This window comes from Staphylococcus sp. Marseille-Q1834, from assembly GCF_916858875.1.
In the GTDB taxonomy this organism is placed as follows: domain Bacteria; phylum Bacillota; class Bacilli; order Staphylococcales; family Staphylococcaceae; genus Staphylococcus; species Staphylococcus pragensis.
In genome coordinates this window covers 122,878-146,516 of sequence record NZ_CAKASN010000001.1, presented here as the reverse complement: position 1 = coordinate 146,516, position 23,639 = coordinate 122,878, and the positions used below count along the sequence as shown (strand labels likewise).

22 protein-coding genes and 1 riboswitch are annotated in these 23,639 nt (G+C 33.5%); of the genes, 15 read left to right on the top strand and 7 right to left on the bottom strand.

Annotated elements, in window-relative coordinates; all coding sequences use genetic code 11:
• Position 1 precedes the first annotated feature (1 nt).
• Genes purQ through purD form a run of 7 tightly spaced genes read left to right on the top strand, consistent with a single transcriptional unit; the run spans position 2 to position 8,674 of the window.
• Positions 2-673, top strand: a complete 672-nt coding sequence (purQ, locus tag LIX58_RS00845; protein WP_154837934.1) for a phosphoribosylformylglycinamidine synthase subunit PurQ — start codon at positions 2-4, stop codon at positions 671-673.
• On the top strand, positions 666-2,855 hold the full coding sequence (purL, locus tag LIX58_RS00840; RefSeq protein ID WP_154837932.1) for a phosphoribosylformylglycinamidine synthase subunit PurL: 2,190 nt from the start codon (positions 666-668) through the stop codon (positions 2,853-2,855). Before purQ ends, purL begins: the two co-directional genes overlap by 8 nt.
• Positions 2,834-4,318: an amidophosphoribosyltransferase gene (gene purF, locus LIX58_RS00835; RefSeq protein WP_126565347.1), complete on the top strand. Its 1,485-nt coding sequence runs from the start codon at positions 2,834-2,836 to the stop codon at positions 4,316-4,318. The genes purL and purF overlap by 22 nt, the downstream gene beginning before the upstream one ends.
• Entirely contained in the window at positions 4,311-5,345 is a 1,035-nt protein-coding gene (gene purM, locus LIX58_RS00830; RefSeq protein ID WP_126565348.1) for a phosphoribosylformylglycinamidine cyclo-ligase, read from the top strand. The genes purF and purM overlap by 8 nt, the downstream gene beginning before the upstream one ends.
• The gene (purN, locus tag LIX58_RS00825; protein WP_126565349.1) at positions 5,342-5,908 is read left to right on the top strand and encodes a phosphoribosylglycinamide formyltransferase; all 567 of its coding nucleotides are present in this window, start codon (positions 5,342-5,344) and stop codon (positions 5,906-5,908) included. Before purM ends, purN begins: the two co-directional genes overlap by 4 nt.
• A gap of 15 nt (positions 5,909-5,923) precedes the next feature.
• Positions 5,924-7,402, top strand: a complete 1,479-nt coding sequence (purH, locus tag LIX58_RS00820; RefSeq protein ID WP_126565350.1) for a bifunctional phosphoribosylaminoimidazolecarboxamide formyltransferase/IMP cyclohydrolase — start codon at positions 5,924-5,926, stop codon at positions 7,400-7,402.
• A 33-nt stretch (positions 7,403-7,435) separates the two neighbouring features.
• Positions 7,436-8,674 (top strand): phosphoribosylamine--glycine ligase, encoded by a 1,239-nt coding sequence (purD, locus tag LIX58_RS00815; RefSeq protein ID WP_226386001.1) that lies wholly within the window; start codon positions 7,436-7,438, stop codon positions 8,672-8,674.
• A gap of 60 nt (positions 8,675-8,734) precedes the next feature.
• Here the strand turns inward: purD and LIX58_RS00810 are convergent, their stop codons facing one another.
• From LIX58_RS00810 to graF, 4 genes are all read right to left on the bottom strand, one after another.
• Entirely contained in the window at positions 8,735-9,544 is an 810-nt protein-coding gene (locus LIX58_RS00810; protein WP_154837928.1) for an energy-coupling factor transporter transmembrane component T family protein, read from the bottom strand.
• Positions 9,537-10,940 (bottom strand): ABC transporter ATP-binding protein, encoded by a 1,404-nt coding sequence (locus tag LIX58_RS00805; RefSeq protein ID WP_154837926.1) that lies wholly within the window; start codon positions 10,938-10,940, stop codon positions 9,537-9,539. The genes LIX58_RS00810 and LIX58_RS00805 overlap by 8 nt, the downstream gene beginning before the upstream one ends.
• 12 nt (positions 10,941-10,952) lie before the next feature.
• Positions 10,953-11,528 carry an ECF transporter S component gene (locus tag LIX58_RS00800; protein ID WP_154837924.1) on the bottom strand — a complete coding sequence of 192 codons (576 nt, stop codon included), beginning with the start codon at positions 11,526-11,528 and terminating at the stop codon, positions 10,953-10,955.
• A gap of 86 nt (positions 11,529-11,614) precedes the next feature.
• Positions 11,615-11,715: riboswitch (TPP riboswitch) on the bottom strand.
• A gap of 138 nt (positions 11,716-11,853) precedes the next feature.
• Complete coding sequence (gene graF, locus LIX58_RS00795) at positions 11,854-11,988, bottom strand: glycopeptide resistance-associated protein GraF (protein WP_194432013.1); 135 nt, start codon at positions 11,986-11,988, stop codon at positions 11,854-11,856.
• Positions 11,989-12,138: 150 nt separating this feature from the next.
• On the opposite strand from graF, the gene auxA reads away from it, so the two are divergent.
• The 5 genes from auxA to ptsP all read left to right on the top strand — a co-directional run bounded on the left by auxA (position 12,139) and on the right by ptsP (position 17,704).
• Positions 12,139-13,434 (top strand): lipoteichoic acid stability factor AuxA, encoded by a 1,296-nt coding sequence (gene auxA / locus LIX58_RS00790; RefSeq protein ID WP_126565355.1) that lies wholly within the window; start codon positions 12,139-12,141, stop codon positions 13,432-13,434.
• Between the two features lie 176 nt (positions 13,435-13,610).
• Entirely contained in the window at positions 13,611-14,783 is a 1,173-nt protein-coding gene (locus LIX58_RS00785; protein ID WP_154837922.1) for a class I SAM-dependent rRNA methyltransferase, read from the top strand.
• Positions 14,784-14,849: 66 nt separating this feature from the next.
• The gene (locus tag LIX58_RS00780) at positions 14,850-15,392 is read left to right on the top strand and encodes a DUF697 domain-containing protein (protein WP_126565357.1); all 543 of its coding nucleotides are present in this window, start codon (positions 14,850-14,852) and stop codon (positions 15,390-15,392) included.
• A gap of 327 nt (positions 15,393-15,719) precedes the next feature.
• Positions 15,720-15,986 carry a phosphocarrier protein HPr gene (locus LIX58_RS00775; RefSeq protein WP_103297095.1) on the top strand — a complete coding sequence of 89 codons (267 nt, stop codon included), beginning with the start codon at positions 15,720-15,722 and terminating at the stop codon, positions 15,984-15,986.
• 2 nt (positions 15,987-15,988) lie between these two features.
• Entirely contained in the window at positions 15,989-17,704 is a 1,716-nt protein-coding gene (gene ptsP / locus LIX58_RS00770; RefSeq protein ID WP_154837920.1) for a phosphoenolpyruvate--protein phosphotransferase, read from the top strand.
• Between the two features lie 134 nt (positions 17,705-17,838).
• On the opposite strand, the gene LIX58_RS00765 is transcribed toward ptsP, so the two are convergent.
• Complete coding sequence (locus LIX58_RS00765; RefSeq protein ID WP_154837918.1) at positions 17,839-18,072, bottom strand: glutaredoxin family protein; 234 nt, start codon at positions 18,070-18,072, stop codon at positions 17,839-17,841.
• Between the two features lie 214 nt (positions 18,073-18,286).
• Between LIX58_RS00765 and LIX58_RS00760 the strand changes: the two genes are divergently transcribed.
• The 3 genes from LIX58_RS00760 (at position 18,287) to LIX58_RS00750 (ending at position 21,439) form a co-directional block, all read left to right on the top strand.
• Entirely contained in the window at positions 18,287-19,639 is a 1,353-nt protein-coding gene (locus tag LIX58_RS00760) for a cytochrome ubiquinol oxidase subunit I (protein WP_154837916.1), read from the top strand.
• Positions 19,639-20,655 (top strand): cytochrome d ubiquinol oxidase subunit II, encoded by a 1,017-nt coding sequence (locus LIX58_RS00755; RefSeq protein WP_154837914.1) that lies wholly within the window; start codon positions 19,639-19,641, stop codon positions 20,653-20,655. Before LIX58_RS00760 ends, LIX58_RS00755 begins: the two co-directional genes overlap by 1 nt.
• 124 nt (positions 20,656-20,779) lie before the next feature.
• Positions 20,780-21,439, top strand: a complete 660-nt coding sequence (locus LIX58_RS00750; protein ID WP_126565362.1) for a potassium channel family protein — start codon at positions 20,780-20,782, stop codon at positions 21,437-21,439.
• 96 nt (positions 21,440-21,535) lie between these two features.
• Here LIX58_RS00750 and rnjA read toward each other — a convergent pair whose 3' ends face one another.
• Positions 21,536-23,215: a ribonuclease J1 gene (gene rnjA, locus LIX58_RS00745; RefSeq protein WP_154837912.1), complete on the bottom strand. Its 1,680-nt coding sequence runs from the start codon at positions 23,213-23,215 to the stop codon at positions 21,536-21,538.
• The gene (locus LIX58_RS00740; protein ID WP_126565364.1) at positions 23,215-23,433 is read right to left on the bottom strand and encodes a DNA-dependent RNA polymerase subunit epsilon; all 219 of its coding nucleotides are present in this window, start codon (positions 23,431-23,433) and stop codon (positions 23,215-23,217) included. Before LIX58_RS00740 ends, rnjA begins: the two co-directional genes overlap by 1 nt.
• Positions 23,434-23,639 lie beyond the last annotated feature (206 nt).

The following is a 23,639-nucleotide window of genomic DNA, read 5'->3' as shown; positions in this document are numbered from 1 at the left end:
AATGAAGTTTGCAGTTCTCGTATTTCCCGGATCCAATTGTGATAGAGACATGTACAATGCAGCAATCAAGTCAGGCGCTGAAGCAGAGTATGTTGACTATCGAGAAACATCATTAGAAGGTTTCGATGGCGTACTTATCCCAGGTGGTTTCTCTTTCGGTGACTATCTTCGCTCAGGTGCAATGGCAAGTGTAGCACCGATTATTGATGAAGTTAAACGTTTTGCAGATGAAGGTAAACCTGTATTAGGTGTTTGCAATGGTTTCCAAATTTTAACGGAAATAGGTCTATTACCTGGCGCATTGCTACACAATGATTCTCATCTATTTATAAGTAGAAATGAAAAACTGAAAATTGCTAATAATCAAACTTCATTCACTAACCTTTATGGTGAAAATGAAATTGTAGTTTATCCAGTAGCACATGGTGAAGGTCATTATTATTGTACAGATGAAATGTATGAGGAATTAGTAGAGAATAATCAAATTATCCTTACTTATGAAGATAATCCAAATGGCTCTCATGAACATATTGCAGGTATTGTAAATAAAGAAGGTAATGTTTGCGGTATGATGCCTCATCCTGAAAGAGCACTTGAAACAATCCTTGGTACAGATAGCGGCGTGAAATTATTTGAAGCAATGGTAAATAGTTGGAGGGAACAAAATGTCTAAGTTTATTGAACCTAGTATTGAAGAAATTAAGCTGGAAAAATTATATCAAGATATGGGTTTAAGCGATGCAGAATACGACAAAGTATGTGAAATTTTGGGAAGAGAACCTAACTTTACTGAGGTTGGTATCTTTTCAGTAATGTGGAGTGAACACTGTTCATATAAACATTCTAAGCCTTTCTTAAAACAATTCCCTACAACTGGGGAGCATGTGTTGATGGGCCCAGGTGAAGGCGCAGGTGTTGTTGATATCGGAGACAACCAAGCTGTAGTGTTTAAAGTTGAATCACATAACCATCCATCTGCCATTGAACCTTATCAAGGTGCAGCTACAGGTGTAGGCGGCATTATTAGAGATATTGTTTCAATTGGTGCTAGACCAATTAATTTGTTAAATAGCTTACGCTTTGGCGAATTATCAGTGAAACAAAACCAACGTTTGCTTAAAGGTGTCGTAGCAGGTATTGGTGGTTACGGTAACTGTATTGGTATTCCAACAACTGCTGGAGAAATTGAATTTGATGACCGTTACGATGGTAATCCATTAGTTAATGCTATGTGTGTGGGTGTGATTGACCACGATATGATTCAAAAAGGGACTGCTAAAGGTGAAGGTAACTCAGTCATTTATGTCGGTTTAAAAACAGGACGTGACGGTATTCACGGGGCTACTTTTGCATCAGAAGAGTTAACTGAAGAAAGTGAAAGTAAACGTCCATCAGTCCAAATTGGTGACCCATTTGTTGGTAAAAAGTTAATGGAAGCAACATTAGAAGCGATTACGTTTGATGAATTAGTTGGTATTCAAGATATGGGTGCAGCTGGATTAACGTCTTCTTCATCTGAAATGGCAGCTAAAGGCGGAAGCGGTTTAGAATTACATTTAGATAAAGTACCAACTCGTGAACCTGGTATTTCACCATATGAAATGATGCTTTCAGAAACGCAAGAAAGAATGTTATTAGTCGTTGAAAAAGGAACAGAACAAAAATTCTTAGACTTATTTGATAAACATGAACTTGATAGCGCAGTAATTGGAGAAGTAACAAACACAGACCGCTTCGTTCTTAAATATGAAGATGAAGTGTTTGCAGATATTCCGGTTCAATCGTTAGCTGATGAAGCACCTGTTTACGTTCTAGAAGGCGAAGAAAAAGAATATAACACTTCTAAAAATGATTACAGTTCAATCGATGCTCAAGATGTATTTGAAAGATTGTTAACACATCCAACTATCGCTTCAAAACATTATTTATATGAACAATATGATCAACAAGTTGGAGCAAATACAATTATTAAACCAGGTTTACAATCTTCAGTAGTCCGTGTAGAAGGTACGAATAAAGCTGTTGCTTCTACAATTGATGGCGAAGCAAGATATGTCTTTAACCAACCTTATGAAGGCGGAAAGATGGTTGTAGCAGAAGCATATCGTAACTTAATTGCTGTTGGGGCTACACCATTAGCAATGACAGATTGTTTAAACTATGGCTCACCTGAAAAGAAAGAAATCTATCAACAATTAATTGATTCTACTAAAGGCATGTCTGAAGCATGTGAAGTACTAAAAACACCAGTCGTTTCTGGTAACGTCTCATTATATAACGAAACACGTGGCACATCTATTTTCCCAACACCAGTAGTAGGTATGGTAGGACTAATCGAAGACATTAATTATTTAAATGATTTCCACCCTCAAGCTGGTCACAAATTATATCTAGTAGGAGAAACTAAAGATGATTTCGGTGGTAGCCAAATTGAAAAATTATTATATGGCAAAGTTAACCATGAATATGAATCAATCGATTTGAGTGATGAAGTAGCTAAAGGTGAAGCCGTTAAAACAGCAATTAGAAATGGTGTCGCTTCTCATGTACAAACAGTTGGTAAAGGTGGCTTATTAATAACGTTAGCGCGTATTAGTGCTTACCATAGCCTTGGTTTAACTGCTCATGTAGATCTTTCAGATGCGCAATTATTCAGTGAAACACAAGGTCGCTACGTGGTCGCGGTAAAAGAAGGTGAAACACTAGATATCGACAACGCTATTGAAATTGGTGAATTAACGGATGTAGACGAATTTAAAGTTTCAAATGCTCAAACTACTATTGAAGAAAAAGTCTCAGATATTAAAGAAAATTGGGAAGGAGCCATCGAAAAATGTTTAACTACAGTGGATTAAACGAAGAGTGTGGGGTATTCGGAATTTGGAACCATTCTGAAGCAGCTCAATTAACTTATATGGGACTTCATAGTTTACAGCATCGTGGCCAAGAAGGCGCAGGGATTGTTGTTTCTGATGGCGAAACATTAAAAGGCGAACGTGGTTTAGGCTTGCTAACTGAAGCAATTAAAGCACCTCAAATGGAAAACCTTAAAGTAGGACATAATGCTATTGGTCATGTGCGTTATGCTACTTCTGGTAATAAAGGCATTGAAAATATTCAACCGTTCCTTTATCACTTCTATGATATGAGTGTAGCGATTTGTCACAATGGTAACTTAATTAACGCTCAAGCACTTCGTCAGTATTTAGAAAAACATGGTGCCATCTTCCATTCATCATCTGATACTGAAGTTATTATGCACCTTATTCGTCGCAGTAAAGCGCCAACTTTTGAAGAAGCTTTAAAAGAAAGTTTACGTCAAATTAAAGGTGGTTTCACTTTTGCAATTTTAACAAAAGACGCATTATATGGTGCAGTTGATCCTAATGCTATCCGTCCACTTGTAGTTGGAAAAATGCAAGATGGGACATATATTTTAGCAAGTGAAACATGTGCGATTGATGTGCTTGGCGCTGAATATGTTCAAGACATTCACGCTGGAGAATATGTCGTCATTAATAAAGATGGTATTGAAGTGAAATCTTATACAAGCCATACCAATACAGCAATTTCTGCAATGGAATATATTTACTTTGCACGTCCGGATTCTACGATTGCTGGGAAGAACGTTCATGCTGTACGTAAAGCGTCTGGTAAAAAATTAGCACAAGAAAGTCCAGCTAATGCTGATATGGTGATTGGTGTACCTAATTCTTCATTATCAGCTGCAAGTGGTTACGCTGAAGAAAGCAGATTACCATATGAAATGGGCCTAGTGAAAAACCAATATGTAGCACGTACATTTATTCAACCAACTCAAGAATTACGAGAACAAGGTGTTCGCGTAAAATTATCCGCTGTTAAAGATATTGTCGAAGGAAAAAGTATTGTCTTAGTCGATGATTCCATTGTACGCGGTACTACAAGTAAACGTATTGTGAAAATGTTAAAAGATTCAGGTGCAAAAGAAGTGCATGTACGTATAGCGTCTCCTGAATTTATGTTCCCAAGTTTCTATGGTATTGATGTCTCAACGACAGCTGAACTGATTTCGGCGAGTAAATCACCAGAAGAAATTTGTGACTATATTGGCGCAGATTCATTATCGTATTTAAGCGTGGATGGATTAATTGAATCCATTGGCTTAGATTATGATGCGCCATATAACGGCTTGTGTGTTGAAAGCTTCACTGGGGACTATCCGGCAGGCCTTTTCGATTATGAAGAGAATTATTATAAAAACTTGAGTCAACGTCAAAAGGATTATATTGATAATCATAAACACTACTTTGATAGAGAGGGTAATATTCATGTCTAAAGCTTATGAACAATCAGGTGTTGATATTCACGCAGGTTATGAAGCAGTTGAAAGAATGTCGAGTCACGTCCAACGTACTATGCGTAAAGAAGTGCTTGGCGGTTTAGGCGGATTTGGTGCAACATTCGATTTATCACAACTAAATATGAAAGCACCTGTACTTGTCTCTGGTACTGATGGTGTAGGCACTAAATTAAAGCTTGCCATCGATAATGACAAACACGATACTATTGGCATCGATGCTGTAGCAATGTGCGTCAACGATATTTTAACTACTGGTGCTGAACCACTTTATTTCTTAGACTATATTGCTACAAATAAAGTGGTTCCAGAGGTCATCGAACAAATCGTCAAAGGTGTAAGTGATGGTTGCGAAGAAACTAATACAGCTTTAATTGGTGGCGAAACTGCCGAAATGGGCGAAATGTACCATGAAGGTGAATATGATCTTGCAGGTTTTGCGGTAGGTGCAGTTGAGAAAGAAGACTACATTGATGGCTCAGCAATTCAAGAAGGTCAAACCATCATTGGCCTTGCATCAAACGGAATTCATTCTAACGGTTACAGTTTAGTTCGTAAATTAATTAAAGCATCAGGTATTAATTTAAATGATGAATTCGATGGTCGTACGTATCTAGATACGTTTTTAGCACCAACAAAGTTATATGTTAAGCCTATTCTTGCTCTGAAAAAGGCTGTCCAAATAAAAGGCATGAATCATATTACAGGTGGGGGTTTTTACGAGAACATCCCACGTGGGTTGCCTAAAGGATTAGCAGCCAAAATTGATACTCAATCCTTCCCGACACCTAAGGTATTTGAATGGTTACAACAACAGGCTCAAATTGAAACTCAAGAAATGTATAACGTATTTAATATGGGAATAGGTTATACGGTTATTGTCGATAAGGAAGAAGCTAAAAAAGCTATCGACATATTAAACAAAGAAGGTATTTCTGCATATGAAATTGGTGAAATTATTACAGATAAAGATACGCCTATCCATTTAGAGGGGGTAGAGGCGTGACTAAAGTAGCTATCTTTGCTTCAGGTTCAGGAAGCAACTTTGAAAATATCGTTTTAAAAGTAGACAAAGGTGAACTTAACAATATTGAAATTACGTCTTTATATACAGACCATGACGATGCATATTGTATAGATCGTGCAAAAAAATTAAAAGTAGCGACACATATCAATGAACCTAAAAACTTTGAATCTAAATCTGCCTATGAACAACACTTGATTCAATTATTAAAACGTGAAGAAGTAGAATGGATTATTCTTGCAGGTTATATGAGATTAATAGGTCCAGATTTATTAGACGCATACGAAGGTAAAATACTAAATATTCATCCATCATTATTGCCAAAATATAAGGGGAAAGATGCTATTGGACAAGCGTTTAATAGCGGTGATAATGTAACTGGTTCAACTGTCCATTATGTTGATAGTGGCATGGATACGGGAGAAATTATTGAACAAAGACAATGTGATATTAAACCGGACGATACTAAAGAACTATTAGAAGAACGTGTTAAACATTTAGAGTATGAACTTTATCCTAGCGTTATTGCTAAGGTTATCAAGTAAGGAGATAAGTAAATCATGAAAAAAGCAATTTTAAGTGTTTCAAATAAAAGTGGAATTGTAGAATTTGCTAAAGCATTAAGCGACTTAGATTATGAATTATATTCAACTGGCGGTACGAAACGTGCACTTGAAGAAGCTTCTGTTCCAGTAAAATCTGTGTCTGATTTAACTCAATTTCCTGAAATTATGGATGGTCGTGTTAAAACGTTACATCCAGCAGTACATGGAGGCATTTTAGCGGATCGAGATAAACCTGAACATCTTGAGCAATTATCAGAACAACATATTGATTTAATCGATATGGTAGTCGTAAATTTATATCCTTTTCAAAAAACAGTGTCAAATCCAGATGTAACTGAAGCGGATGCCATTGAAAACATAGATATTGGTGGTCCAACGATGTTACGTGCGGCAGCTAAAAACTTTAAACATGTTACTACAATTGTTCATCCTGCAGACTATAATGAAGTGATTGAACGAATTAAGTCTGACCGTTTAGATGAAGCGTTCCGTAAAGAATTAATGATTAAAGTATTTGCGCATACAAATGAATATGATCACGCAATTGTAAGTTTCTTCAAAGGAGATAGCGAACAATTACGCTATGGTGAGAATCCACAACAATCTGCACGCTTTGTGCGCACATCTTCAAGTAAACACACGATTGCAGGTTCTAAACAATTACATGGTAAAGCGCTTAGTTATAATAACATTAAAGATGCTGACTCAGCGTTATCTTTAGTGAAGAAATTTAGTGAACCAGCAGCTGTAGCAGTGAAACATATGAATCCATGTGGTGTTGGTATCGGCAATACAATTGAAGATGCTTTCAAGAATGCATATGATGCGGATAATCAATCTATCTTTGGCGGTATTATTGCTTTAAATAGAACGGTAACGGCTGAACTTGCTGAAACGTTGCATGCTATCTTTTTAGAAGTAGTAATTGCCCCAAGATTTACTGATGATGCATTAGACATTTTAACTAAAAAGAAAAATATACGTTTACTAGAAATTGATATGACTATTGATAATCGAGAAGAAGAATTTGTTTCAGTATCAGGTGGTTATTTAGTTCAAGATAAAGATAACTATGAAGTTACTAAAGATGACATGAAAGTAGTGACTGATGTGGAACCAACAGATGATCAATGGGAAGCAATGCTGCTTGGTTGGAAAGTGATTCCATCTGTAAAAAGTAACGCAGTTATTTTAAGTAATACAAAACAAACAGTAGGTATTGGTGCAGGTCAAATGAACCGTGTAGGCTCTGCGAAAATTGCATTAGAACGTGCAATTGAAATTAATGATAATGTTGCTTTAATTTCTGACGGTTTCTTCCCAATGGATGATACTGTTGAATTAGCAGCTAAACATGGTATCAAAGCAATTATCCAACCTGGTGGTTCAATTAAAGACCAAGATTCAATCGATATGGCAAATAAATATGGTATTACTATGGTAATGACAGGTATGCGTCACTTTAAACACTAATAAAATATTGAAAAGGATGGAGGGACGATTTAGATGAATGTTTTAGTTATAGGTGCAGGTGGACGTGAACATGCTTTAGTTTCTAAATTGCATCAATCACCTTTAGTTCAACAATTATTTGCGATTCCGGGTAATGATGCTATGGAGAATATGGCAGAAACACACACTGAAATTGCTGAAAATGACCACGAGGCTATTTTAAAGATTGTAAAAGAAAATAATGTTGAGTGGGTAGTGATTGGTCCTGAACAACCTTTAATTGATGGATTATCTAATCAATTGCGTCAAGCGAATATTAAAGTGTTCGGACCAAATAAAGAAGCGGCACAAATAGAAGGTTCTAAATTATTTGCTAAACAGTTGATGGAGAAATACGATATTCCAACTGCTGATTACAAAGAAGTGAATTCTAAAACTGAGGCGCTTGATTATGTCAATCAATGCGAGTTGCCAATTGTAGCTAAAAAGGATGGTTTGGCAGCTGGCAAAGGCGTAATTATCGCCGAAACACGTGAAGACGCAATCGAAGCGGTTGAAACATTATATCCTGAAGAACAGGGCAAAGTAGTATTTGAGCAATTTTTAGAAGGCGAAGAATTCTCATTAATGACCTTTGTTAATGGCGACTATGCAGTACCATTTGACTGTATTGCACAAGATCATAAACGTGCTTATGATAACGATGAAGGTCCTAACACTGGAGGAATGGGTGCGTATTGCCCAGTCCCTCACATTTCCGAAGATGTTCTAAAACGTACGGATAAAGAAATTGCTCAACCTATTGCGAAAGCGATGAAAGCAGAAGGATATGACTACTTTGGCTTACTTTATATTGGAGCAATTTTAACTTCAGAAGGTCCTAAAGTTATAGAGTTTAATGCACGTTTCGGAGATCCAGAAGCCCAAGTATTATTAAGTCGTTTAGAAAGTGATTTAATGGCTCAAATCGTGGCTTTAGACCGTAAAGATCCTATCCGCTTCCAATGGCATGATGACTATGTCGTAGGCGTTATGCTAGCATCTAAAGGTTATCCAGGTAGCTACGAGAAAGGTGCCAAAGTCACAGGTTTCGAATTAAATGATAATTATTTCGTTAGTGGCTTACGTAAAGAAGATGATGCTTTTGTTACTTCAGGAGGCAGAGTTTTATTAGCTATCGGAAAAGGGGAAACAATTGAAGAAGCGCAAGTTGCAGCTTATAGTAACGTCGAAAAAGTAAAAAGCGATAATTTATTCTATCGTCATGATATTGGAAATAAAGCGTTGAAATAAAGGTATTAATAAAAAAAGAGAGCGTATCATATTTTGAGTGATACGCTCTCTTTGTGTGCTTTAAGCTGTATATCCTGATACACGTGCATCTGTAATACCGGTAATAGGTAAGTACTGTGAAAGATAAAATGCAATGATTAAAATGGCCACAACGCAGATTACAAATAAAATGTCTTTATAAGAAAAAGGTGCTTTGTAATAATACGTTCTTGGACCATCTTTAAAGCCTTTTGATTCCATTGCCACAGATAATTGATGTGCACGACGGATATTTTGACTTAAGATTGGGATTAATAAATGTTTGAGACGTTTAAGTCCTCTATAATTTGAAGCATCTATCATTTGATAACGCATTTTTAGTGAACGTCTCAATTGAATGAATGATGTAAAAATGAGAGGGACCATTCTAATCGCAGCCATAAACGCATAAGCGATTTTAGGTTTAACTTTTAAATGTTGCATTAAACTATAAAAAATCATGACAATTTGCGAAGTTAAAGCGATTAAGACACCAAACATAGAAACAGTTATTGTACGTAGAGATAAATGAAGTCCTCTAACGATACTTTCTGTACTAACTTGAATAATTCCCCATTTAAATATCATGTGGGTACCATCGCCATATAAAATCATAAATAAAGAAGACAATAATGCAAATAATGAAGATACAACTATAAATGAACCGGTAATTTTAAAAGCAGTGCCATTAAAAGCAAGTAAAAAAATGAACATTAATAATGTTATATAAATCATATAATCAAAATTATGAACAAAGATAACAAAGAAGAATAAAGATACTCCAAGTAATAATTTAGTGATGATATTGACATCATCAACGAATGTGTAATGTTTTTTCCATCGTTCAAACATGAAGTTCACCTGCCATCTCTTTAAGTTGTCCATTTTCAACGTTTAATCGACGAGTTGGGTAACGGCGAATAATTTCCGGATCATGGGTAACCATAATAATTGTTTGTCCATTAGAAACGCGTTCTTGAAATAACTCTATTAATTGAAATGTATTATGACTATCTAAACCAAATGTAGGTTCATCAAGTAAAACGACATCAGCTTTTGAACTTAGAGCGGTTGCTACACTTAAACGTCGTTTTTGGCCCATTGATAATTCAAACGGATGTTGCTCTTTTACATTCTCTAAATGTAAGAGTTTTAATAATTGTTGAGTTTCATTATCTGCTGCTTTTCGATCTAAATGATTGTAATGAATATTAATTTCATCATAGACAGAATTCGTAATAAATTGAAGTTCTGGATTTTGATAAACTAGATACATGTGTTTAGCAGCATCCTTAATTTTTTTCAATTGTTTATCTTGATAGAACATTTGTCCTCTATATTTAATTAATTGAAGAATAGATTCTAATAGAGAAGTCTTTCCAGCTCCATTTTTACCAGTAATAGTAATCCATTCTCCCGGATGAACACTAAAATCATCTACAGCAAACAATTTATTTTTTCCACGAATAATTTCACCATTTTTAAAATCTAATAATACTTCATTTTTATTAGGCGATAGTGATTTTGACTTTGGTGCGTGTGCCCAGGCATGAGGATGCCAAACTCCATATTCTGTAAGTAATGCTTCGCAATTTTGAAGTATGTAATCAGGTGTATCATCTGCGATAATTTCACCTTCGTAATTCATTAAAATAACACGGTCAACATATTCCCAAATATGTTCCACTTTATGTTCCACAATAAGTACAGTTTGATCTGTCCACAAATGGATTAGTTTTTTCCATAAATCTGCTGTAGCATCTACATCTAACATAGCAGTAGGCTCATCTAAGAAAAGTGTGTTCGCTTCTTGAAGAATTGTTTCTACTATTGCCAATTTCTGTTTCATACCGCCACTTAAGTGATTAACAAAGGTATCATCTGTAACATTTAAATCTACAGAAGCAAGGGCATTTTCAATTTGTTGATCCATTTCATGACGAGGCACTTGTTTATTTTCAAGTACAAATGCTAATTCTTCATATACTTTAGGCATACAAAATTGTGTGTCTGGGTCTTGAAAGATTACACCAGATTGTGAATCGATTTCTAATTCATCATACTTCATAGGAAGTTCAATAAGATTAGGAACGATTCCACTTAAAACATTAAGCAATGTGCTTTTACCAGATCCAGAAGGACCTAGTAAAAGCACTTTTTGTTTATCTTTAATTTCTATATTTAAGTTATCGAAAATTTTTCGATTACCATTTGGGTATTTTAGGCGTAAATTTTTAACTCTTAACACATGAATTTCCCCTTATAGGTTGTCGTAATCTTTTTGAGAAGCAGGGCGGAATAATTTGGTTACACCAGTTTGATCAAGTGCTTTAACAATTAACCAAGATAATATTCCTGAAAGTACAATTCCGCTAATTGCTCGGAAAACTATAAATAACACTAAGTTCCATGTAGCTACATCTTTTAAATAACCATAGTAATAATCAACTGGGAATGATATTAATGCAGTTGCTAAACCAGCTAAAGCAGCTACCATTAATGAACGTGATTTATATTTGAAAATAGCAAAAACAATTTCACAAGCTAAACCTTGTAAAACTGCGTAAACAATAGTCGGAATATCAAATTTCCCCATTACGATTGTTTCACCAGCTCCAGCAGCAAATTCAGCAATTAAAGCAATTCCTGGTTTAGGAATGATTAAATATGCTACTACAGCAGCCATGAACCATACACCATAAGTTAATTGCTCTAAATGAATCCCTGCTACTTGAGCAAAATTATATGGTAACCACCATAAGTTATAAATAATTGCAAATACAACAGCAATCAGCACCGTTACTAAGATTTCTGATAGCTTTAAACCTTTTGACATACTACTTCCTCCTAAAAAACGCACAACCCTCCGTAGAAAGTTGTGCGTGAATTTAAATAAAATGCATTATGTATGTATTACAATTATTTATATTAGCGACACTTTCCTACGCTAGCTTTTAACTAGATCAGGTTCAAAGGGTTCGAGGATACTCCTCATCTCAGTATACACACCCCTAGTGCGTTGAATATTTAATTTAACTTAAATGTATGACTTTTAAGAAATATTGTCAAGATGCTTTTAAATTTAAATATATTTTAAAGAAAAAATTGAAAAAATAAAAACTACCAGTCAATGAATAATTGACTGGTAGCAAAAAATTAAATTAATCTAAAGTATCTTGAACATCTTGCTTAGTTTGCTCTAGATCGTCAGTTTTTTCTTCTTTTTGTTCTTTTAATTTGTCTTCAGCTTCTTTAGCTTGTTCAGCTGCTGTTTTTTTAGCATCTTCGTTTGTCATCATACAACACTCCTCGTTGAATAATTGTTACATCTATTGTTTACCCAATAAAAAGTAGGTTAAACTTAAATAGGTCTAGAGAAGTATTTTATTTTTTTATTAAAGACAAGATGAAAATCTTCATATATAATAAATTTTGAGGTGAACAGTATGTCTTTTCTTAAGAAACACACCGAGATTATCTATAGTTATTTAATCGGTATCGTTTCACTCTTCACGGGTCTCATTATCCTAATCAATTTACCTTTAATTAAACAACTAAAAGATAAAAATAAAGCTGAATTAAGGATACATAATTTATGGGATTTTCTTAATGCATTCTTTAGTGAAATAATTAGAGTGATGAGTAGATTCATAGGCAACTTTCCTATTATTAGTGCAGTCATCATTATTTTGTTTGGTATTCTTTTAATGTTAATTGGTTATACATTATATAGAACTACGAAATATGATTACGACATCTCAATTTTCTTTTTAGTTATTGGAATTCTATATTTCCTTATTACAATTACATTAATGACGCAAGTATATGGTTTTTGGGCAGTGATTTTCGTCATTCCATTTGTTATCCATACAGGCTATATCGTCTATAAAGATGAACTTTATAGCGAAAATAGAAAAAGTCACTATCTATGGATTATTGTTTCATATGGTATTGCTTATTTAATTACTCAAATTTCTTTATACGGCAAAATTGACGCAAATGAAATTGCACCAATTGATATTTTAAGTGTAGATACTTTCTTCTTAGTGATGTGGCTATTAGCTCAAGCATCTATTTGGAACTTCTTATTCTTAAGAAGATCACTTCCATTAACTAAGGAAGAATTAGGGGAAGAAGAACCAGAATTATCAAGAACTACTAAAGGAAATGTATCGACTCAATCTAAAGTTCATTTCAAACAACTTCAAGATAAAACATCAGAATATGCACATAAGACGAGAAGAAGTGTAGACTTAGAAAAAATTAGATCTAAACGCGATAAATTCAAAAGTAAATTTAAAAATGTGTTTGATATTCAAGAAGACGATATTCCTAATTGGATGCGTCGACCTAAATGGATTAAACCAGCGTATGTAGAAATCTTCTGTGGTTTTGTTTTATTCTTATTTACATTTATAGAATTTAACAATCGAAATTCATTATTTGTGTCTGGTGAATGGCAATTATCGCAAACACAATATGTTGTTGAATGGGTAACATTATTATTACTAATGTTTATTATCATTATTTATATAGCTACTACATTCACACATTACTTGAGAGGTAAATTCTACTATTTACAACTCTTTATGATTAGTATTTTATTCTTTAAATTACTAACAGAATTCATTAACATTATGCTTCACGGTCTGCTTTTATCAATATTTATCACACCGACATTAATCATTATGTTAATACCAGTCATTATTGCCTTTACGCTACAGTTAAGAGATCGTCCTTAATATCATCACGTATATGATTAACTCCCTTCAAAGTTTTAAAAATGAAGAACTTTGAGGGGAGTTATTTTATTTAGTTTTGTTTAGTATAAAGTGAAATTTAATTTTGTTAAAATAGACAAGAACGTATAATGGAAAGATTTTCTAATAAAAATATGATTTAAATAGGAGCGTTAGAAATGAAAATAGCAACTTTAAATAAAGGAAAAGAAACAAAATATTTAAATCAATATCCGTTAGTCGATGAAGAAGATATTTATCAACACGACCATTTAAAAGAAGGCGACTTATTTTATCTAATGACTGAAAGTGATCAATACATTGCAACTGCATATGTTGGACGTCAACATAAAGGTTTAGGGTGGGTATTGAGTTATGACCAAAACGAAGTCATTAATACTCAGTTTTTCGAAAGTTTGTTTAAACAAGCGTTAGAAGAAAGAGAATATTATTATCATATTGAAGGCACAAGTGCTTTCAGACTGTTTAATGCTGAAGGTGATGGCGTAGGTGGTCTTACAATTGATAACTATAATGGCCATTTACTTATTCAATGGTATTCAAGAGGGATTTACAAGTTCCGTTACAACGTGGTAGAAGCCATCCAAAATGTATTTGAGTTTAAGTCAATTTATGAAAAGATGCGTTTTAAAGATACAGAGTATACTGGAGGCCATGTGTTAGGGGAAACGCCAGAATTCCCAATTGTAATAGAAGAAAACTTTACATTTTATAATGTAGATTTAAATGATGGTTTAATGACAGGTATCTTTTTAGACCAAAAAGAAGTACGTAAAAAATTACGCGATCATTTTTCAGAAGGAAGAACAATACTTAACTTATTTAGTTATACAGGGGCATTCTCAGTTATAGCAGCTCAAAATGCGGAAATGACGACAAGTGTCGATTTAGCAAATCGTTCACGTGCTCTAACTGAAGAAAACTTTGGACTCAATGGTATTGACCCTAAAAGTCAGTATATCTACGTAATGGATACTTTTGATTTTTATAATTATGCCGCTCGTCATGCCAAACAATATGACACAATTGTAATTGATCCACCAAGTTTTGCACGTAATAAGAAGAAAACTTTTTCAGTGCAAAAAAATTACGATGACTTGATTAATGGTGCATTAGATATTTTAGCGCCAAATGGCTCAATGTTATTATGTACGAACTCAAGTGTCTTTCCGTTAAAATCTTTTAAAAACGTGATTAAAAAGACATTAGAATCAGCAGGCGTAGAATATGAAATAGAAGAAGTAATGGGCTTGCCAAAAGACTTCAAAACACATCCACATTATAAACCATCTAAATACTTGAAAGCAGTATTCTTAAATATTAAGCATTAACATAAATAAAAGTGGGTATAATGGTTTAATGAATGAAAAAGAATCAACATGAAAGGGTGTCAAAGTATGGGAATTATAAATAGATTTACAAATAACATGACAAATAAAGTGGGTAACAAAGTATTGAATATGGAAGAAATTAAGGAAAAAAGTGCTTTACCTACTACTAAAGAAGAGATTGAAGAGCGTAGAGTGAGAGCAGAAGCGCTTGTTAAAAAGAAATCTCTTCTATCTTCTGGGATGAGCGTTGTTCCTATTCCAGGACTAGACTTTGGTGTGGATATTAAATTAATGAGAGACATCATTGAAGATGTTAATAAAATTTATGGTCTTGACCACAAACAAGTGAATAGTTTAGGCGATGACGTTAAAGAACGTGTATTATCTGCTGCGGCGATTCAAGGTAGCTCATTTGTAGGGAAAAAAGTATCAAGTGCTGTATTAAAGGTAGTAATAAGAGATATGGCGAAACGTACTGCTGCCAAACAAACAAAGTGGTTCCCAGTCGTTGGACAAGCAGTGTCAGCTTCTATTAGCTATTACTTTATGAACAAATTGGGACGAGACCACATAGAAAAATGTGAAAAAGTTCTATATGATATTATTTAAAATGGAAATGTTGTAGTATAATTAATATAAAGTGTTAATAAGATAACAATTATAATATTGATTGAATTTATTAACAAAATAATAGCAAGCAACAGATTGGCGATATTTAAGTAGAAATATTAATTTTAAATAGGAAAGTATTAATATTGATATTGAAGTTTATTGACAGTCTGAATTGCTTGTCTAGTCATATCATTTACCATTATAATAGGGTTTCAATCGTATAAGAATTGAATTCGCTATTATATTTTGGTAGTGTTATGTTATAAAATTATGTTAGACTATGATAAATTTGAATATTCTAACTTTGCGAAGGAGAAATAGATTATGGAACAAAAATCTTATGTAATTATCGATGAAACTGGTATTCATGCACGTCCTGCAACTATGTTAGTTCAAACTGCATCAAAATTTGATTCAGATATTCAATTAGAATACAACGGTAAAAAAGTTAACTTAAAATCTATCATGGGTGTTATGAGTTTAGGTGTAGGTAAAGATGCTGAAATCACTATCTATGCTGACGGAAGCGACGAACAAGACGCAATTCAAGCTATCAGTGATGTCTTATCTAAAGAAGGTTTAACTGAATAATTATGTCAAACTTAATTAAAGGTATTGCAGCGTCTGATGGCGTTGCAATTGCTAAAGCATACTTATTAGTAGAGCCAGATTTATCATTTACGAATGAAAAAGTCACTGATACTGATGCTGAAATTAAAAAGTTTAGAAATGCGTTAGAAGCTTCTAAAATTGAGTTAACTAAAATCAGAAATAACGCTGAGAAACAATTAGGTCCTGATAAAGCTGCTATCTTTGATGCACATTTATTAGTACTTGATGATCCTGAGTTAATTCAACCAATCGAAGATAAAATTGCGAATGAAAAAGCAAGTGCTCCAGAAGCATTACACGAAGTCACTACGCAATTTATTACAATCTTTGAATCAATGGATAATGAATACATGAGAGAGCGTGCTGCAGATATTAGAGACGTTTCTAAACGTGTGTTAGCACATCTTTTAGGTGTTGATTTACCTAACCCAAGTATGATTGATGAAAGTGTAGTTATCGTCGGAAATGATTTAACACCTTCTGATACTGCACAATTGAATAAAGAATTTGTTCAAGGCTTTGTTACTAATATTGGTGGACGTACTAGTCACTCAGCAATTATGAGTCGTTCATTAGAAATTGCTGCTGTAGTTGGTACTAAATCAATTACTAATGAAGTGAAACAAGGCGACATGATTATTGTTGACGGTACAACTGGTGACGTAATCATTGATCCTACTGAAGACGAATTAATTGCTTATCAAAATAAACGTGAACGTTTCTTTGAAGATAAGAAAGAATTACAAAAATTACGCGACGCAGAAACTGTTACAGTTGACGGCGAACATGCTGAATTAGCTGCGAATATCGGTACGCCTGATGATTTATATGGCGTAATGGAAAATGGCGCTGAAGGTATTGGTTTATATAGAACTGAATTCCTTTACATGGGTAGAGATCAAATGCCAACTGAAGATGAGCAATTTGAAGCCTATAAAAAAGTGCTTGAAACTATGAAAGATAAACGTGTAGTTGTGCGTACTTTAGATATTGGTGGGGATAAAGAATTACCTTACTTAAATTTACCTAAAGAAATGAATCCATTCTTAGGATATCGTGCAATTCGTTTATGCTTAGATCAACAAGATATTTTCAGAACTCAATTACGTGCATTATTACGTGCGTCTGCATACGGTAAATTAAATATCATGTTCCCAATGGTAGCAACTATTAATGAATTCCGTGATGCAAAAGCGATTCTTTTAGATGAAAAAGATAAACTTAAAAACGAAGGTCATGAAGTGTCAGATGAAATTGAATTAGGTATCATGGTTGAAATTCCATCAACTGCTGCTTTAGCAGATGTATTTGCTAAAGAAGTTGATTTCTTCAGTATTGGTACGAATGATTTAATTCAATACACTATGGCCGCTGACCGTATGTCAGAACGTGTTTCTTACTTATATCAACCATATAATCCAGCGATTTTACGCTTGGTTAAACAAGTTATCGAAGCTTCTCATAAAGAAGGTAAATGGACTGGTATGTGTGGTGAAATGGCTGGAGACGAAACGGCTATTCCATTATTACTAGGTTTAGGATTAGATGAGTTCTCTATGAGTGCAACATCTATCTTAAAAGCTAGAAGACAAATTAATGGTTTAAGTAAAAATGAAATGGCAGAATTAGCACATCGTGCAATTAATTGTGCTACACAAGATGAAGTTAAAGATTTAGTAAATAATATTTCTAAATAATTATATAAATAGCACCTTTGTTTAATTTGACATTAGACAAAGGTGCTTTTCTTGTTTTAAACGTTTTACATCAAGAGTTAACTTTACAGACTAGATGTGCGACGTTTTTTGATGAAAATTATTTATTAAAGGGACTAGTTCTCAATATTAAAAGCTTTATTAATCTTTTCCATATCAACATTGTACATAGGTTCATCATTTAAAAGTATAAATGGTGTTGCAAATGCATCATAGTTCATCATTTCTTGTCGATATTCGTCTTTAGCAATATTTTTTTCTTCATAACTTACATGATGTTCGCTTAAATAATTTTTAACAAAAGTGCAAGGCGGACAATCATTTTGTGTGTAAATCGTGATTGAAGACATTGATTAACACTCCTTTTTGTCAATTATTTCAACTGAAATTACTATATAAAATATATCTAAGAAATGCAAACTGTGAAAATTATGTGAAATACATTGTTAAAAATTTATGAAGATTAAGCAAAACAATTTAGGTAGAAAAATGAAAGTAATATAATTTAAAGCAATTGTTTCTAAAAACATAAATCTTAAATATAAAGAAAAAGGTGATTAATATATGGATTCTGTTGAAATTAGTCGATTTCTAACGGGTATGACATTAGCGGTTCATATCATCTTTGCTACCATTGGTGTAGGTATGCCGTTAATGTTTGCCATCGCAGAATTTTTAGGGATTAAAAATAAAGATCCTAAATATATCGCATTAGCCAAACGTTGGTCGAAAGGTTATACGATTACAGTAGCAGTAGGGGTAGTTACTGGTACAATTATTGGTTTACAACTTTCATTGATTTGGCCAACTTTCATGAAATTAGGTGGGCATGTTATAGCTTTACCACTCTTTATGGAAACATTTGCATTCTTCTTTGAAGCTATTTTCTTAAGTATATACTTATACACATGGAATCGTTTCAAAAATCAATGGATACATTTTCTTATCAGTATTCCAGTAATAATAGGTGGTTCATTCTCAGCTTTCTTCATTACATCAGTTAACTCATTTATGAATACACCAGCTGGATTCGAAATGAAACATGGCAAAATGGTTAATGTACAACCATTTGAAGCAATGTTTAATCCCTCATTTTTAGTTAGAGCATTTCATGTAGTCGCTACAGCTGGTATGACAATGGCATTTCTTTTAGCTGCTATTGCTGCTTTTAAATTATTGAAGAATAAATTTAGTAAAGATGCTGACTATCATAAAAAAGCATTGAAAATGACAATGATCGTTGGTTTTATAAATACTTTACTTGCAATGCTTGCTGGAGATATGTCAGCGAAATTTCTTCATAAAGTACAACCTGAGAAATTGGCCGCTTATGAATGGCATTTTGATACACAATCTAAAGCTGATTTAGTATTTTTCGGTGTATTAAATGATAAAACACAAGAAGTTCATGGTGCGATTAAAATTCCTGGTATGTTAAGCTTCTTAGCTGATAATAATATTAATACAAAAGTGAAAGGGTTAAATGATTTTCCTAAAAATGATTTACCTCCTTTAATTGTGCATTACTTCTTTGATTTAATGGTTTCAATGGGTATATTCTGTTTTATCGTTTCAGGGCTATTTTTACTTACATTAATCTTTAAAAAATTACGCAAGTTTACACTGAACAAAGGTTTATTATATGCAGTATTACTAACAGGACCTGCGTCGTTATTAGCTATTGAATTTGGTTGGTTTTTAACTGAAATGGGTAGACAGCCATGGATAGTTCGAGGCTATATGCGCGTAAGTGAGGCAGCTACACAAGCTGGTGGAATTACATTAGTTACAATTATGTTTGGATTGTTATATTTAGTTCTGTTATTTACTTCGGCTTACGTCTTATTACGTATGTTTAAAAATAAACCAGCCCAAGATGATGTAGATAAAGTCATTGAAAAAGGAGGTCAAGCATAATGGATTATACTAGTATTGGTATTGTTGTATTATGGACATTCTTATTTTTCTATATTATTGTAGCTTCAATTGATTTTGGTGCAGGATTTTTCACATTGCATACTAAATTAACTGGAGAAGAAAAAAAGATTAACCACCTTGTTGAACGCTATCTTAATCCAGTTTGGGAAGTTACAAATGTATTCTTTGTCTTCTTCTTTGTAGGTTTTGTCGGATTCTTTCCAGATTCTGCCCTATATTTAGGCACAGTGCTATTAGTACCTGGCTCAATTGCGTTAGTGCTTATTTCAATTAGAAGTAGTTTTTATGCTTTTGAACATTATGGTCAAGATACGAAATTACCGTGGATCTTTTTATACGGGGTGACGGGATTATTAATTCCAGCTTCATTAGCAACCGTATTAACTATATCTGAAGGTGGTTATATTAACCAAAGAGGCTCACACATTGATTTAGACTGGGTCCAATTACTCTTAAGTCCATTTGCTTGGTCAGTGGTATTTTTAGCAATTATCAGTGTATTATATATTTCATCTGGTTTCTTAACTTATTATGCAGCTAAAGCTAAAGATGACATAGCATATTCGTTTATGCGTCAATGGTTTATGTTTTGGGGACCACCAATGATTATTATTTCATTATTTGTGTTCCTCTCATTAAGAATTCAAAACTCAAACCATTTCTATAATGCAGTTACGAATTATTGGTGGATGTTTGCCATTAGCTTTATCTTTTTCTTAATTGCTGGTGTATTAAACTTAATGAAAAAATATCATGGTTTAGCGTTTATTATGGTTATTTTACAAATGGCTTTTGCTTTTTATGGTTATGGTATGAGCAAGTTACCTTACATTTTATATCCATACATTAAAATTACAGATTCAGGCGTCAATTCATCAATGGGACTAGCACTTGTTATCGTGTTTATTTTAGGTTTACTTTTATTAGTTCCATCGTTAATATTATTATTGAGATTATTTGTATTCGATAAATCGTATGTCGAAGGCAAGAAATAACTACAATAATGAAGGGGCTGAGATAAGTTTAATTTATGTTTTGAAGTGAGTGTGTTTACTTTTCAAAACATGGAATAGGCTTTCTTGGCTCCTATTTTTTATAGAAGATAGGGGTATCTACGGTATGGAGAAGGAATATGTTGTTATAGGTCTAGGGCGTTTCGGCGGTAGTATCGTAAGAGAACTAAATGCGCTTGATATGGATGTTATGGCAATTGACAGAGACGAAGCAAGAGTGAATGAGTATAGTGATATTGCTACGCATGCAGTGGTGGCTGATACTACAGATGAAGCGGTAATGAAAAGTTTAGGTATACGTAACTTTGATCACGTAATTGTAGCAATTGGGGAAAATATTCAATCGAGTACGTTGACGACCTTAATTTTAAAAGAATTAGGGGTTAAGAAGGTTACGGCTAAAGCTCAAAATGATTATCACGCTAAAATATTAAATAAAATCGGGGCAGATACAGTAGTGCATCCAGAAAGAGATATGGGACGACGTATTGCGCATAACGTGGCGAGTGCAAGTGTATTAGATTATCTTGAATTAGCGGATGAGCATTCATTAGTTGAATTGAAAGCAAGTGAGAAGATGACAGGACAGTCTATTATAGATTTAGATATTCGTCGTCAGTTTGGAATTAATATTATTGCGATTAAACGAGGCAAGGAGATTATCGTGTCACCAGATCCAAATATGAATATTGAGTTTGGAGATATACTCATTATGATTGGTCACGATAATGATTTAAATCGTTTTGAAAAGAAAATTGTACGTTAAAATAGGATATAAAAACACTAGTAAAGGAAAAAAAGCACGGTATAGTACATGTTCAAAAAACATGTCTATATCGTGCTTATAATTTATTTATAATAATTAATCTTCATTAACTTTCATAATAACTGGTAAAATCATTGGTCTACGAGCTGTCTTCTCGTATAGATATGGTTGCAATGTTTCAATGATTGAAGATTTAATTTGATGCCATTGAATATCTTTATTTGAATTCAATTTAGAAATAACATCTGTTTTAATCTTACGTTGCGCATCGTAAATGAGTTGACCTGATTCACGCATGTAAACAAAACCACGTGAAATAATATCAGGACCAGAAAGTAATTTATTAGTATTGAAATCGATACTTACTACAACAATAACTAAACCTTCTTCAGAAAGTAACTTACGATCACGAATAACAACATTACCGATATCTCCAATACCGCTTCCATCTACAAGAACATTACCTGAAGGAATACGGCCGGCTTTACGTGCTGAATCGTGTGTAAGTGCTAAAACATCTCCGATATCGAAGATAAAGACGTTGTCTTCTTTAACACCACAATCAACACCAGTTTGACCATGTGCTTTTAACATGCGATATTCACCATGAATTGGTAAGAAGTATTTAGGTTGAATTAATCGTAACATCAATTGTTGGTCACCTTGAGAACCATGACCAGATGTGTGGATGTTAGAAATTTTACTATGAATAACATCTGCACCCGCTTTATATAAAGCATTGATTGTACGATTGATACTTTTAGTATTACCTGGAATAGGTGATGAACTAAATACTACTGTATCTTCAGGGATAATTTTAATTTGTTTATGTGTACCATTGGCAATACGTGATAACGCCGCCATTGGTTCACCTTGAGAACCAGTACATAAGATTAATAGTTCATGTTTAGGAATATTATTAATTTTATTTGGTTCTACAAATGTTTCAGGTGGTGCTTTAATATAGCCTAATTCCATACCGATTTTGATATTATTTTCCATTGAACGACCGAAAGTTACAATTTTACGATTATACTTAATTGCCGCTTCAACTGCTTGTTGCACACGATAAATGTTAGAAGCAAATGTTGCAAAAATAATACGACCTTTGCAGTTACGGAAAATTTTATCAACGTTTTGACCAACTTCTCTTTCACTTAGAGTGAAATCAGGTACTAATGCATTTGTTGAGTCAGAAAGTAAACACAATACGCCTTCTTTACCCAATTCTGCCATTTTAGCAATATTAGCTGGTTCACCGACAGGAGTGAAGTCAAATTTAAAGTCACCAGTGTGAACGATTTTACCTTCTGGTGTATCTACAATGACACCATATGCTTCTGGAATACTATGTGTAGTTAAATAGAATGAAATTTCAAAGTGTTTAGATTTAATCACGCTATCTTCATTGATTTCATGTAGTGTAGCACTACGTAATAAATTATGTTCTTCTAACTTGTTACGAATTAAACCTAAAGCTAATGGACCACCATAAATAGGTACATTAATTTGCTTTAATAGGTAGGGCACACCACCTATATGGTCTTCGTGTCCATGAGTGATAAACAGACCGACAATTTTATCTTGGTTCTGTTCAAAGTAAGTGTAATCTGGAATCACATAGTCGATACCTAATAAATTATCATCTGGGAATTTAATACCAGCATCGATAATAACGATTTCATTTTTATACTCTACGGCATAAGTGTTTTTACCCACTTCGCCTAAACCACCTAGAGCATATACACCTACTTCATTAGAATGTAGTTGTTTCATTATTGAGCATTCTCCACATTAAAATGATCAGAGTGTTCTTTTTCATATTCTAAATGTGCGCCCTCTAATTTAGTAATAAATTCGATGTTATAATTGCGGTCTTTTAAATAACGTCTAACTTGTTCTTCAGTTTCACCTTCAACGTAAATTGTACTTGTATTTTCACGAACGATTACTTCGTCTTTATTATGTTGAAAAAATACTTTAAATACTGCCATTATGAATAATTCCTCCTAAAATATATTAATATGCGACTCTAGTTAAACAATTGAGTATAGCAAAGTACATCGATTATTTTTATTTTCAATTTAATACAAATATTGAATGCTAAGTAAGTAAAAATTCAATTTTAATAATATATATTCGATAAATTTAAGCGATTAATAATTATTTTACTTTGTTACTATTATTGTTCACAGAGTAG